This window comes from Curtobacterium sp. MCBA15_004 (assembly GCF_001865055.2).
Lineage (GTDB): Bacteria > Actinomycetota > Actinomycetes > Actinomycetales > Microbacteriaceae > Curtobacterium.
The window spans coordinates 1,354,829-1,367,899 of sequence record NZ_CP126266.1; the positions used below are offsets into that span (position 1 = coordinate 1,354,829).

Annotated in this window: 15 protein-coding genes; 7 read left to right on the forward strand and 8 right to left on the reverse strand. The window is 71.6% G+C overall.

The window, feature by feature from the left end; genetic code table 11:
• The first annotated feature begins 42 nt into the window (after positions 1-42).
• Together QOL16_RS06395 and QOL16_RS06400 are read left to right on the forward strand one after the other, a co-directional pair.
• The gene (locus QOL16_RS06395; protein WP_254780159.1) at positions 43-489 is read left to right on the forward strand and encodes a nuclease-related domain-containing protein; all 447 of its coding nucleotides are present in this window, start codon (positions 43-45) and stop codon (positions 487-489) included.
• On the forward strand, positions 486-725 hold the full coding sequence (locus tag QOL16_RS06400) for a hypothetical protein (RefSeq protein ID WP_139266287.1): 240 nt from the start codon (positions 486-488) through the stop codon (positions 723-725). Before QOL16_RS06395 ends, QOL16_RS06400 begins: the two co-directional genes overlap by 4 nt.
• Before the next feature lie 161 nt (positions 726-886).
• On the opposite strand, the gene QOL16_RS06405 is transcribed toward QOL16_RS06400, so the two are convergent.
• From QOL16_RS06405 to QOL16_RS06415, 3 genes are all read right to left on the reverse strand, one after another.
• Positions 887-1,315, reverse strand: coding sequence for an SseB family protein (locus QOL16_RS06405; RefSeq protein WP_071282456.1), 429 nt, complete (start codon positions 1,313-1,315; stop codon positions 887-889).
• A gap of 41 nt (positions 1,316-1,356) precedes the next feature.
• Complete coding sequence (locus tag QOL16_RS06410) at positions 1,357-2,022, reverse strand: GPP34 family phosphoprotein (RefSeq protein ID WP_071249359.1); 666 nt, start codon at positions 2,020-2,022, stop codon at positions 1,357-1,359.
• A gap of 124 nt (positions 2,023-2,146) precedes the next feature.
• A complete protein-coding gene (locus QOL16_RS06415) occupies positions 2,147-2,983 on the reverse strand; it encodes an HNH endonuclease family protein (protein WP_083394888.1) in 837 nt (278 codons plus the stop codon).
• A gap of 106 nt (positions 2,984-3,089) precedes the next feature.
• On the opposite strand from QOL16_RS06415, the gene QOL16_RS06420 reads away from it, so the two are divergent.
• Positions 3,090-3,869 (forward strand): aldo/keto reductase, encoded by a 780-nt coding sequence (locus QOL16_RS06420; protein WP_071282458.1) that lies wholly within the window; start codon positions 3,090-3,092, stop codon positions 3,867-3,869.
• A 15-nt stretch (positions 3,870-3,884) separates the two neighbouring features.
• On the opposite strand, the gene QOL16_RS06425 is transcribed toward QOL16_RS06420, so the two are convergent.
• Positions 3,885-7,349: a DEAD/DEAH box helicase gene (locus QOL16_RS06425; RefSeq protein WP_139266288.1), complete on the reverse strand. Its 3,465-nt coding sequence runs from the start codon at positions 7,347-7,349 to the stop codon at positions 3,885-3,887.
• 139 nt (positions 7,350-7,488) lie between these two features.
• Here QOL16_RS06425 and QOL16_RS06430 point away from each other — a divergent pair, with 139 nt between their 5' ends.
• The 4 genes from QOL16_RS06430 to QOL16_RS06445 all read left to right on the forward strand — a co-directional run bounded on the left by QOL16_RS06430 (position 7,489) and on the right by QOL16_RS06445 (position 10,146).
• Entirely contained in the window at positions 7,489-7,938 is a 450-nt protein-coding gene (locus tag QOL16_RS06430; protein ID WP_253181734.1) for a BLUF domain-containing protein, read from the forward strand.
• Positions 7,939-8,003: 65 nt separating this feature from the next.
• A complete protein-coding gene (locus tag QOL16_RS06435; protein WP_071282464.1) occupies positions 8,004-8,309 on the forward strand; it encodes a hypothetical protein in 306 nt (101 codons plus the stop codon).
• 213 nt (positions 8,310-8,522) lie between these two features.
• Positions 8,523-9,632: an acyl-CoA desaturase gene (locus QOL16_RS06440; RefSeq protein WP_305411485.1), complete on the forward strand. Its 1,110-nt coding sequence runs from the start codon at positions 8,523-8,525 to the stop codon at positions 9,630-9,632.
• Positions 9,633-9,951: 319 nt separating this feature from the next.
• On the forward strand, positions 9,952-10,146 hold the full coding sequence (locus tag QOL16_RS06445; RefSeq protein WP_139266504.1) for a hypothetical protein: 195 nt from the start codon (positions 9,952-9,954) through the stop codon (positions 10,144-10,146).
• Position 10,147: 1 nt separating this feature from the next.
• Here the strand turns inward: QOL16_RS06445 and QOL16_RS06450 are convergent, their stop codons facing one another.
• Genes QOL16_RS06450 through QOL16_RS06465 form a run of 4 tightly spaced genes read right to left on the reverse strand, consistent with a single transcriptional unit; the run spans position 10,148 to position 13,070 of the window.
• A complete protein-coding gene (locus QOL16_RS06450) occupies positions 10,148-10,360 on the reverse strand; it encodes a hypothetical protein (protein ID WP_071285349.1) in 213 nt (70 codons plus the stop codon).
• Positions 10,353-10,724 (reverse strand): DUF2746 domain-containing protein, encoded by a 372-nt coding sequence (locus tag QOL16_RS06455; RefSeq protein ID WP_071285347.1) that lies wholly within the window; start codon positions 10,722-10,724, stop codon positions 10,353-10,355. Before QOL16_RS06455 ends, QOL16_RS06450 begins: the two co-directional genes overlap by 8 nt.
• Positions 10,721-11,335, reverse strand: a complete 615-nt coding sequence (locus tag QOL16_RS06460) for a hypothetical protein (RefSeq protein WP_071285345.1) — start codon at positions 11,333-11,335, stop codon at positions 10,721-10,723. Before QOL16_RS06460 ends, QOL16_RS06455 begins: the two co-directional genes overlap by 4 nt.
• Positions 11,336-11,345: 10 nt before the next feature.
• Positions 11,346-13,070, reverse strand: coding sequence for a hypothetical protein (locus QOL16_RS06465; RefSeq protein WP_139266502.1), 1,725 nt, complete (start codon positions 13,068-13,070; stop codon positions 11,346-11,348).
• Position 13,071: the final 1 nt, after the last annotated feature.

A 13,071-nucleotide genomic window follows, 5' to 3' on the forward strand; every position in this document is an offset into this window, starting at 1 on the left:
CGAGAGGCTGGGTCCGTGGGGGAGATGACGAACAGTCCGCCGGTGTCCGGGACGACTGCGCGGGGCGGCGCGCACCCGACCCTCCGCGCGCGGAAGCCCGGCTACGCCGTGATGCAGGAGTGCCTCGCGATCCAGTCCGCGGCACCTTCCCGGACGCGACAACAGCGCTTCTGGGGTCGCGACCCGCTCGTACCCGAGGCCCGTTCCTGGTTCAAGGGAGCCCTCGGCGAGCGGCACGTCGCCCGGCAACTCGAAGCACTCGGACCCGACTTCACCGTCCTGCACGCGGTACCCGTCGGACGCGGTGCCACCGACATCGACCACGTCGTGATCGGCCCGACCGGCGTCTTCTCGATCAACACCAAGAACCACTCCGGTCACGACGTCTGGGCCGGTGGCCGGACCCTGATGGTGAACGGTCAGCAGCCCCCGCACGCGCACCGCGCGCTCGTCGACTCCGGTTCGGACGGACGACCCCTGCCGTGGTGACCCTGCCGCCCGAAGGCCTCGGACCGTGGCTGCGCGGGCTCCCGAGGGTCTTCTCGGACGAAACGGTCCGCTTCCTGTCGATGGTCGCCGAGGAACGCAGGACGTGGCACGTCGAGGCTGTCGTCCTCCACGACACGCTGCGGCACGTGCAACGCTTCGAACGGCTCGAGCGGGAGCGCGTCGTCGCGGCTGACCGTCGACGACTCCTGCGGAAGGCCCGAGCGCTCGCCGGCTGAGCGCTCGTGCTCGGCGGTCTCGCGTTCCGCAGCATCTTCTTCTGCGTGGGCACCCTCTGCTGAATGCTGACGATCTTGGTGCACGGTTCCCGGCGATCGTGCACCGGGAGCGTCACCGCCCGGATGGGACCGTTGCTCGACGGGAACGATCGGCGGGTGCGTCAGCCCTCGACGGAGGCCTCGTCGTCCGGGACCGGCCCGCGCAGCTGCGCACGCATGTTCGCGAGGACGTCGGCGTGCAGGAAGTTCGCTGCCTCCGCTCCCGTCGGGTCGACGACGATGCCGAACTCCTCGGGGAGCGCGGTCACGAGCTCGGACATGGGTACCGGGCGGCCCTCGGTCCCCGGCAGGCCGGCTGCGAGTTCAGCAGGGTCGGTGAAGACCGGCACGAACGGCAGGTCGCGGATGATGACGTGCGCGATGCTCCCGCCGTCCGGGGTGCCCTCGGGCTTCCACGGGACCCACGCCGCACTCCGGAGGAACCCCGCGGGCGAGGTCGCCATCCGACGCCGGAGCTCGCCGGCGGCGGTGGGCGGGGCCTTGTCGACGCCCCGACCGAAGGCCGACCCGTCCGTCTCGTTCGTGCTCATCCCGCCATGCTGTCATGCCCGCGAGCAGACCCCGACCGGACTCAGGTGCTCCCCGAGGTCGTCGCCGCCGTGCTCGCCGCGATGACCCCGGCCGTCATCGCCGCCGAGGAGTTGATGTCGGCGAGGACCCGGCGGACCGCGGAGGCGATCGCATCGCCCTGCACGACCGAACGGACGACGTGCTCGTCGACCCGGCCGAACTCGGCGCGGAGCGTGTCGGTGGCGTCGAGCAGTCCGACGACGGCCGCGACGTAGGGCGACGGAGCAGCCCGGCCGGACAGGACGTCACCGACGGCCTGTCGGACCTGCGCCTCCGGCAGTGCATCACGCTCCGGGTGTCGGGTCGTCGTGAACACCAAGAGCGTCCGGTGCTCCTCTTCGGCGAGGATGCCGCGCTTGACGAGCTGGGCGACGACCGCGTCGTGCAGCGGGCGCTTGCCGAGGTGCCGCACCCACCACTTCGCCGGTTTCGGCGGCGAGCCGGCGATCGACGCCAGCGCGGTGTCGAGGACCTGGTCGGCCGTCGGCACCCCGCTCGCGAGGACGACCTGGTCACCGGACAGCGTGATCGCACCCCGCAGGGCGAGGTCGGCGAGCACGCCGCCCGCGGTGCCGAGCTCGGTCCGCGTGACGGTCGCGCGGGCACGCCCGTCCGGTGCGATCTGCATGAGCGCGAACGCCTGGGGGATCGTCAACAACGCGGCCATGCTCGCAGCGTGCCACACGGGGCGGAGGTGTGTCGCGCCTCCAGTCCGGCAGTGCTCGCGGACGGACGCGCGCCGGCCGCCGGGGGGAACCGTCCCGGTACCCGGCCGCGGGCGGCGGCAGCACTCAACCGGGCGTCGGGCCCGTGCAGCGGTCGAGGACCCGCGCCATCGCGTCCCGCTCCGCCGGCGTCACCCACAGGCGGTACGTCGTCTTGACGGCGACCTGGTGCTCGACGTAGGTGCAGCGGAAGCCGGTCGCGGCCGGCAGCCAGGTCGCCGCGTCCCCGGACCGCTTCTGCGCGTTCGAGTGCCCGTCGACCGCGAACAGGTTGGCCGGGTCGTTCGCCAGGGCCTCGCGTTCCTGCAGGCTGAGCTGCTGCGCGCCGGTCCGCCAGGCGTTCTCGAGCGCGACGACGTGGTCGATCTGCACGAGCGTCGACGTCGTGTTCCCCCGGACGAAGTCGACGTGCTGGCCGGTGTAGGGCGAGGTGAGCTCACCGCGGAGGACCGTGCACGGCCCCCGGCGCTCGACGTCGACGAGGTCGCGGGCGAGCACGTCGTTGCGGGTGTCGCAGCCGTTCTGGTCGACGTCGAGCCAGGCGGTGCCGAACTGCGCCACGCGGTCGTAGCCGGTCGCGGGGGCCTTGCCCTTGACGGGGAGAGCCGCCAGCTGGGTGCGCGCCATCGCGGCGGCGGACGGATCGGCGCCGTCGGTCGGTGCGGCTCCTGTGGCCGCCTCGACGGTCGGTCGGGAGGCCCGGCTCGGCTCGGTCGCGTCGGGTCCCGTCGAGATCGAGGGTGCGTCGATCGCGGCCGAGCCGGCACCGGTGTCGTGCAACAGCCAGCCGCCAGCGGTGACCACGACGAGGACGATCAGGGAGGTGACCATCGTGCGGGTGCGGCGGCTGCGCAGGGAACGGGTGGTGGTCGTGCGGGAACTGCGGCGTCGGCGGGACGTCATGGGGGATGGGGCTCCGTGGTGCTGGTGGTGCTGGTGGTGCGGACCCGATCGGGCCGAGGACGATCTTGCCGTGCGGCACCGACGTGGCACGGCGTAGACACGGGGCATGACCGACTCCGCGAACCCGTCCGTACCCGTCACCGGTGGGTCGATGCCGCTCCTCGGCTTCGGCACCTGGCAGATCCCCGACGCCGGTGCACCCGCCGCCGTGGGGGCAGCGCTCGAGGCCGGCTACCGGCACATCGACACCGCGACGGGCTACTCCAACCAGCGCGGCGTGGGGAAGGCGCTCGCCGACTCGGGGTTGGCCCGTGACGACGTCTTCGTGACGACGAAGCTCCCGCCGGACAACGCCGACCGTGTGCGCGAGACGATCGAGGAGAGCCTCGACCAGCTCGGGCTCGATCACCTGGACCTGTGGCTCGTGCACTGGCCGCCGAACGGCGAGGCCCGCCCGGACGTGTGGGAACAGGTCGTGCAGGCCCAGACCGACGGACTGACCCGTGCGGTCGGCGTGAGCAACTACTCGCTCGACCAGATCGACGAGCTCGTCCGGGCGTCCGGGACCACCCCCGCCGTGAACCAGATCAAGTGGAGCCCGGTCGAGTTCGACCGTGCGATCGCCGACGGACTGCGCGAGCGCGGGGTCGTCCTGGAGGGCTACAGCCCCTTCAAGGCGAGCAACCTGCAGGACCCGACGCTCGTCGAGATCGCCGAGGCGCACGACGTCGACAGCGCCCAGGTGATCGTCGCGTGGCACGTGGCGCACGAGTTCGTCGTGATCCCGAAGTCGTCGAACCCGGAGCGCATCCGGTCGAACGCCGCGGGCGCCCGCATCGAGCTGTCCGCCGACGAGGTCACGCGCATCGACGCCCTCGCTCGCTGACGGTCCGCGACCCGGTCAGGCGAGCAGGGAGCGGATGTCCTCGGCGCTCAGGTCGTCGGCGAACAGCGCGTCGTCGTCGATCATCGTCGCGAACAGCTCGGCCTTCTTCGCCGCGAGGGTCAGGACCTTCTCCTCGATGGTGTCCTCGGCGATGAACCGCTGGACGTTCACCGGCCGGGTCTGCCCGATGCGGTGGGTCCGGTCGACGGCCTGCGACTCGGCGGCGGGGTTCCACCACGGGTCGAGGACGAAGACGGTGTCGGCCTCGGTGAGCGTCAGCCCGAACCCGCCGGCCTTGAGCGAGATGAGGAACGCGGGTGCCGTGCCGGACCGGAAGCGCTCGATGACCTCGGGGCGCTTCCGGGTCGACCCGTCGAGGTACTCGTAGCCGATCCCGCGTTCGTCGAGGGCCCCGGCGACCATGCGCAGGAAGGTCGTGAACTGACTGAACACCAGGGCGCGTCGGCCCTCGGCGGCGAGCTGCTCGAGCTCGTCGAGCAGCAGTTCGAGCTTGGCCGAGGTCACCGGCTCGTCGGACTCCTGGACGAGCCCGGGGGAGAGCGCGAGCATCCGCAGCAGCGTCAGGGAACGGAACACGATCATCCGGTTCCGCGGCAGGTCGTCGATGAGGTCGAGGACCTTGAGCCGCTCCCGGTTCAGCGTCCGCTCGTACAGCGCCCGGTGCGCCGGGTCGAGCGTGACGCGCACCACCTGCTCCTGCTTCGGCGGCAGGTCGGCGGCGACGCTCTCCTTGGTCCGCCGGAGCATGAGCGGGCGGATCCGCCGCCGGAGCCGTGCGGTGAGCTCACGGCGTGCCTCGCCGCGGAGGTCCGGGGACGCGAGCGGCTTGACGTAGTCGTCGCCGAACCGGGACCACGAGGACAGCAGCCCCGGCGCGACGACGTGGAACAGTGCCCACAGGTCGGTCAGGCCGTTCTCGAGCGGCGTCCCGGTGATCGCGAACTTCACCGGAGCGGGCAGGTCGACGGCGGCCCGGTGGGTCTGCGACTGCGGGTTCTTGACGAACTGCGCCTCATCGAGGACGAGCGCCGACCACGGCAGCTCGCGGTACTCGGCGGCGTCGAGTCGGAGCAGTGCGTACGAGGTCACGACGACGTCGCTCGCGGCCGCCGCCTTCGCCACCCGGGCGTGGTCCTTGAGCGACGTCGCGGTGACGGTCGTGACCCGGAGCGACGGCGTGAACCGCGCGGCCTCGAGCGCCCAGTTGCCGACGACCGAGGTCGGCGCGACGACGAGGAACGGCGGCGCGTCCGGCTCGTCGCGTCGTGCGGCGGCGATCATCGCGAGCACCTGCAGGGTCTTGCCGAGCCCCATGTCGTCGGCGAGGACACCGCCGACGCCGTGCTCGCGCAGGAACCGCAGCCAGGCGTACCCGGCGTGCTGGTACGGCCGCAACTCGGCGTGCACGGTGTCGGGCACGGGCACGTCGTCACCGGGCGGGGTCGCGTCGAGGAGCGCGGCGGCGATGCGTTGCCACCGCCCGTCGTGCTCGGTCTCGTCGGCGAGCTGGTCGAACTCCGCCCACAGGCCGGCCTGCAGCGGGGTCACGGTGAGGGGCTGGTCGGGCTCCCACTCGTCGAGGTCGCGGGCTTCCTCGATGAGCTCCTTGAGCCGGTCGAACGCCGGGTCGGCGAGCGACAGGTACGAGTTGTCGACGAGCTTCATCCGCCGGTCGCGCTTCGCGAGCGCCCGGAGCAGCGGCGTGAACGGGACCTGCTTTCCGTTCACGGTGACGAAGATCCCGAGGTCGAACCAGTCGTGCTTGTCGGACGGCATCGTCGTGACGCGGATGTGCGGCCGTCCGGTCAGCCGTTCGTACTCGCTGCGCTCGCCCTGCACGACGGTCCGGACGCCCAGACCGGGCAGCGCCGGCAGCAGCTCGGTCGCGAACACCGCGACGTCGGCGCCGTCGATCGTGCCGTCCTCGAACCAGGCCAGGCCGCCGCCCGGCCCGCCGCCGCCTGACCGCTCGCCGCCTGGCCGCTCGCCGCCTGGCCCCGCCCCGTCGGGTCCGGTCTGCGCATGGTCGCCGACCCCGCCGGGAGGCCCGTCCTGCGTCCGCGCGTCGGCATCGGTCGCGGGGACGGCCGGGTCGTGGGCCGGGTCCGTGTCGTGGGCGTCGTCAGGGTCGGGGTCGTCGGCCGCGCGGAGCCCACGGAGGTCGGGCAGCGGGCCGTGCAGCGCCACCGGGTCCTTGCGCCCGTCGACGTGCCAGCGCCACTGCAGGTGCACGCGGTCGTCGGTGCGGGGTGCCCGGGCCGGTTCGAACGTCGCCGTCAGGACGAGTTCGGGTGCCTGTCGCTCCGGCAGCTCGAGCGAGCCGTCGGAGCTGACGAGCCCGAGCGTCCCGCGGAGCCGGGGTGACCAGTCGGCCAGGAACTCGTCGACCTCGTCGCTCGGGACCGTCACGCGCGCGCCCTCGACGAGCATGCGGCGCTGGTCCTCGGGCACGGGGCCCGGTGTCGGAGCGAGCGTGACGGAGAACTCGGGGCTCTCGCGGAACGCGTACACGCCGTGGTCGCCGATCGTGCGGGCGGCGCCGTCGGGCACCGGGCGGCCGTCGACGACCGCCGAGGCACCGATCACGAGACCGACACCGGACCGGACGGCGTCGAGCAGCACCCGCGCGTCGGCCCCGAGCACCGCGCCGCCCTCGCGCTTGCCGGTGACGAACGCGATCCCGAGCGCCGGTGCCTGACGCAGGAGCGGCCAGAGCAGGGGACTGCCGAAGTCGTCGAGGTGCACCCAGTCGCTCTCGCCCGGGAGACCCGCGAGCTGTCCGGCGCGGTGCAGTGCGGCGAACTGCAGGAACCACGCGTGCTGCTCGGGGACCAGCCCGAGCCGGTTGACCGAGTAGGGGAGCGTGCCCCACGTGAGCTGCCCGCGCACCCAGTTGCCCGCGCCGCTGCGCGTGACTGGACGCACCCCGAGCCGCACGCTGCGCGACCGGGTCGGCACCGACCGGCCGGTCTCGCGCGCCCGCGCGGCGAGCCGGGCGGGCACCGCGTCCCGCAGCTCGAACTGCATGCCGAGCGGGGTGCCCTGCGGACCGGCCACCTGCTCGTCGGCACCGGCGAGGCGGGCGAGGTCGTGCCTCCAGTCCGGGGTGGGGGCTGGTTGGGCGGAGGTGGGCCGCGGGGTGGTGGTGACCGTCGACAACGCCCGCGCGTTGACGGTGAGGAGCGCCGCCGCGACGTGCTTGCAGTCGCCCCCGAGCGGACACGTGCACGTGCTGCGCACGGGGCGGACGAAGTCGCCGCGGGCGAGCGTCGTCTCCACACGCAGCTCGTACGGGTCGTCGGCGGAACCGGACACGCTCGCCGTGATGGTGCCGGAGTCCTCGTGCCAGGTGGCGTCCTCGACCAGGCCCGCACGGACGACGTCGCGGGCGCGACCGAAGGTCTGCGGTCCGACGAAGCGGATGACGTCGACGGCGTCGATCATCGGGGCGGCTGGCACGGGACCATCGTGCCAGCCGCCACCGACCAGCAGGATCCTGTCCACACCTTCCCGTTCTGGGGGGCGTCGTCCACAGGGGAACCGGGGCAGGATCAGAGGTGGTCGCGATCGCGGTCGGTCGGGACCGGAGGGATGGACGTTGCTGCACTCGCTGGTCTACATGAGCTCCGCGACCGAGCCCTTCGACGACGACGCGCTCGACGCCGTCCTCGAGCAGGCCCGCGCACGGAACACCGCCGACGGCCTGACCGGGCTGCTCGTGCACCGCGGCGGTCGCTTCATGCAGCTGCTCGAGGGGCCGCACGACGCCGTCGTGGCCACCTACGCGCGCATCGTCGGCGACGAACGGCACGACGACGTCCGGCTGCTGGTCGAGGAGTCGATCCACACCCGGCGGTTCCCGGACTGGTCGATGGCGTACGACCGCGAGGCCGACGGCAACGGCCTGCCCGAGGGGTTCAGCACGTTCCTCGAGGACGGCGACCGCAGTGCCGACGGGAGCCGGCCGCGCGAGCTGCTGCGCTGGTTCCGCAACCACCCGATGGCCGACCCGACGGCGGCGAAGGGCAAGCACCGGCGCGAGGGGTGATGGCCGGCGGGGTCGCGATCCGCTCGTCGGGATCACGCCGCCTCCGGGCGGGCGATACTGGTGTCGTGACGACACTCCGAGGCACGATCCGCTCCACCGAGGTCCGCGACTCCGAGGGCTTCGCCGACTCCGTGGTGACCGCGAAGGAGACCGCGATCGCTTCGCTCGACCTCGACGGGTACGCGCTGACCCAGGCGAACGCCGTCGAGAGCAAGGCCACGGGGGAGACGACGATCCGCGCGACCGCCCGCTCGACCGCGACGCGTGAGCACGAGGCGTCGGGGCCGGACTACGCGTCGGCGCTCGCCGCCTTCCGCGACTCCGTGCCCGAGGGGTGGCAGGCGCAGCACGTCTGGGTCGTCGAGGACTGAGCCAGGGGCGCGGACGTCCGGGGCGTCGGGGCCGGACCCGGGGCGGGGACGTCCACTTGCCGCGGATGTGACCGCCACCGCGCGGTGATCGCAGCCGTTATCCGTTCTCCCAGGTGGAGACCCATGAACGTGACCTACGGTTCTCGACAAGCGCACGTGCGTGAACTCTCCGGACCGGTCGAAGGACCGCTCACCACAGAAGGTCGGTCCACGATGACGACCACGCCCCTCGCTCCCGGCTTCACCCGCACCCGTCCGGGGAACGGCAGCCGGAACGGCACCTCCACCTACTCCTCCCTGCTCGCACAGGTGAAGGAGAACGGCCTGCTCCGACGGCGCACCGGGTTCTACTGGTCCCTGTTCGGCAGCCTCGTCGCCGGTCTCGTGCTCGCCTGGGTGGCGTTCGCGTTGTTGGGTGACTCGTGGTTCCAGTTGATCGTGGCGGGTGCGCTGGGTGTGGTGTTCACGCAGTTCGCGTTCCTGTCGCACGAGGCCGCGCACCGGCAGGTGTTCGACTCGCAGAAGTGGAACGACCACGCCGGCCGGTGGATCGGCACGTTCCTGGTCGGGTTGTCGTACTCGTGGTGGATGAACAAGCACACCCGGCACCACGGGAACCCGAACACGGTGGGCAAGGACCCCGACATCGCGCCCGACGGGATCCGGTTCCTGCCCGAGGACGCCGCTGCTGCCCGCGGTCCGCTGATGCGCACGTTCCTGCGGTTCCAGGGGTGGTTGTTCTTCCCGCTGCTGACCCTCGAGGGCATCAACCTGCACCGGCACGCGGTCGTGTCGGTGGTGCGTGGTGCCGGGGGTCGTCCGGACACGAAGGGCCGGGTGCTGGAGGGGGTGCTGCTGGCGGCGCGGTTCGCGATCTACCTGACGGTGGTGTTCTGGTTCCTGCCGTTCGGGATGGCGTGTGCGTTCCTCGGGGTCCAGCTCGCGGTGTTCGGGGTGATGATGGGTGCCTCGTTCGCGCCGAACCACAAGGGCATGCCCACGATCGCGCACGACGCGAAGGTCGACTTCTTCTCCCGTCAGGTCCGCACGTCCCGCAACATCCGTGGGGGTTGGTGGGTGTCGTTCCTGATGGGTGGGTTGAACTACCAGGTCGAGCACCACCTGTTCCCGTCGATGCCGCGGCCCGCGTTGAAGCAGGCGCGGCTGCTGGTCCGGGACCACTGCGACACGTTGGACGTGCCGTACACCGAGACGACGTTGCTGCGCTCGTACGGGATCGTCGTGCGGTACCTCAACCGTGTCGGCCTCGCCGCCCGCGACCCGTTCGCGTGCCCGATGGTGGCGCAGCTGCGGATCCACTGACCCACGGGTGCACGGACAGGGCGGGCCGGCGGATCACTCCGCTGGCCCGCCCTGCACGTGTGCAGCTGTGGCCGGAAGCTCCGGACCGGCCGGCTCGGGGCCCCCGATCAACTACCGGTCGCTGGTCGGCGCCGCCCCCGTCCGCGCCAGCGCACTGTGCCGCCGCGAGTACCCGAAGTACACGCACCTAGTGGGTGTGGGGTGTTGCCCAGTGGTGCGAACCGCGGATTCATGGGGCTTACGTGGGTGTCCGGTGCTGCGCGTGTGTGCCCTGCGGTGGGGGTTTCGCGGACTCGCTGCGGACTGGGACACTGTCCGCATGGGGAACGAGGCTGGGGCAGCGAGCAGTAATCGGGCGATCATCATCGTCGTGTCGATCATCGCGGCCGTGGTGGTCGTCGCGCTGCTCGTCGGCTACGTGGTCACCGGCATCCAGCAGCGCGAGCACGACGACAAGATCGACCGCATGGTCAACGATCGGCTGAACTCCTGCTTCGACTCAGGCGACTGTTGACTCACTCGTCGGACGGCGGCCGATTCGGTACTGCGTACGTCCCGACGGTCGTGAGCACGGCCATGCCCAGCCCTACCCACAGCTGGACGTCATCCGGAAGCACAACGACGCCAGCCGTGAGGACGGCCCCCACGAGCGCGGTGATGGCCTTCGCGTAGCGCTGGACCGCTGCGAGCTGCGCGGCGGTCGAGGAGATCTTCCGGTGCTCACCCATGTGCGTTCCTCTCCCGCGTGTTCTCCACTTCGGCGTCGAGCTCGTTGATGCGGTACTCGTGCACGCCGAGCTTGACGAGCGCCTCGTCGACCTTTTTCTCGATCCGGCGGAGCGCGGATGTGTTCTCGTCGTGGCGAACGTCGGCCTCCTCGCGGAGGTTCGTCGTGTGGTTGTTCTTCACCTCGTGCTTGACGACGCCGAGGTCGGCGCGGAACTCGATCAGGAACGCGCGGATCCGGCGGAAGCCTCGCCACATGCCGATGCCGACGGCGACGACGAGGGCTGCGTACACAATCCACCGTGCCGTGGGGTCGCCCCACACGTCGCCCGCGAAGTCGGCCCACGTGTCGGCAGCGACGATCACTGCTCGTCCACCCAGACGACGTCGAAGGTGAGGTCGAACGCGTACTGGCCGACGTTGACGATGTCGTCGTTCCGGTTGCGCTGCAGGACGAACACCCGGATGACGTCGTTGGCGTTGAGGGACACGTAGCGACTCGCGGTGATGCCGAGGTGCAGGGCCGCACCGACCGAGGGCAGATCGACGGTGGTCTCGTTCGCCGTAATGGAGGAGTCCGTGTCCACCTGGGTGGTGTTCCGGGTGATCTGTACCGCGGCCGTCCGGTAGTCGTTGCCGCGGAACATGGCGTGCGCCTGGACTTCGTAGATGCCGGCGCGCGGGATGGTGAGTGCCCCGCCGGACCAGCCGAACCCGCCGACGTTCTTGAGCGGCGTCGCCCAGCCGGTCGCGTTGATCTGGGACCAGACCTCAGCCCCGACCACCTGGCCGGCGCTCGAGCGGTTCACCATGAACTTCGGCGTGCCCTTCGTGAGCTTCTCGAGGTCCGCGGTGCGGCCCATCACCGCCGCGACGTCGTCGCCTCGCTGGTTGAGGGCGGTGTCGACATCGGCAACGAGCAGAGTGTCGTCGTAAACCTTGAGGCCGGCCGCGCCGGCTGCGTCTCCTGTGGCCATCGTGGGGCTCCTAGTTCGTGTAGGCGGCGATCGTGCCTGACACGGCGCCGATGGTCTGGGTGAGTGGGGCGTTCCCGATCGACCCGGGCGGGGTCGTCACGAGGTTCTTCGTGGTGACGGTCATGGTCGCCCGGCCTAGGTCCCACTCGAGGGCTTGGACGTAGCCGGATGCGGCGGGCCGGTTCGGCAGGGACACGAGGGCGGACATGCCCGGGCGGGCCGTCCAGTCCGGGCGGCCTTCTGTCGCGATCTGCCGGCGGCGGGCACGGAGCCGCGCGAGGAGGAACTGCGCCTGTCCGGGTCCCGGGTAGGGGGCGCTCTTGTCGAGGACGTAGGGGCGGCTGTACGAGGCGGTCGTGCTCGCCGTGTCGACCGCGGTGCGCGCAACCCCGGCGGCGTCCGTCCACCGGTAGGTGAGGATCACGGCGTCGGCGTTGAGCGGGTAGCCGTCGACGTCGCGGTCGAGGATGGACGACGACTCGGACGCCTGGTACAGCGTCGACCCTCGCTGCATGACGACCTGGCCGGGCACCCGGTAGCTGTTGTCGGCGAGGAGGAACGTGCCCGTCTCGTCCTGGAAGAGCCGGAGCCCGGTCGCTTCGAGCACGGGCCGGAGGAACGCGTCCGCGGTGTCGGTCGTGGACCAGAGGAGCGTGCTCGGGTCGCGTTCCACGATCGGGGTGCGCTTCGACGTCGAAGCGTTCACGGCTCCGGCCCACGAGTACGTGTACCCGTTCGTCCCGGCAGGGGTGTCGCCGGTGAAGAACGTGGTCCACGACGCTCCGTCGGTCTCCCGGCCGTCGCCCTCGACGAGCATCCACTGCGCGCCCGCCACGCCCCAGAGCGTCCCGGTCCCGGAACCGTTGAGCCACAGCCGCACGGACGCGGTGCCCAGCGGTGCGGTGGCGGTGATGCCGCGGCGGACCGCGGACGACCACGTCGTCGGGAGGACGCCGAGCGGCTGCGAGGGCGCGGCGACCGGGATGCCGTTGCTGTCGAGGAACTGCATGTGCAGGATGCCGGTGACTGCGCCGTTGCCGCGGGCGATCGGGAGGACCGTGCCGGTGTACTGCTGGCCGGCGGATGCGCTGATCGGAGTCGCGTTGGCGACCTGGACCCAGTTGACGGTGCCCGAGCCGGCGCGGAGGACCTGCACGCTGTTGAAGCCGCCGTCGGTGGTCTGCGACTTCGCCCATTGTCCGGTCGGTGACGAGTCCGCGGTCCAGTTGTTCGCGGAGGTCACGGACGGATCCGGGAACGCGTTCTCCGCGGCTGCGTAGGTCGGGAACGCCCGGTTCGTGGCGCCCGGCCCTAGGGCGACCGTCACCGGGCGCCCTAGGGCCGTTGTGACGACCGCGGACGCGAGCGCCCGGACCGAGCCCTGGTACGTGCCGCCGCGGAGGTCCACGGGCGCGGACGGGGCGTACGTGAGGAGCGGGAACTCGTCTGACACGAGCGTCAGCCCGACGAGGTCCTGCTCCGGGTCGTACGTGCGCCCCTGCACCCGGAGCGTGAGCGTCAGGGTCGCCGGGGCCACGAGGCGGAGGACCACCGTGCCGGCGCGGTCCGGGTCGAGGAGCGCCATCGTCGCGTCGGCGGGGCGCTGGATGATCGCGGTCGCCGTGAGCCAGGGCGAGTTGCCCTCGTCCATGACGACGCGCACCTGGTCGTCGACGGCGTCGAGGCGGGTGCCGGAGACGGTGAGGATGAAGGTCTGCGCGGTGAGGATCGCCACG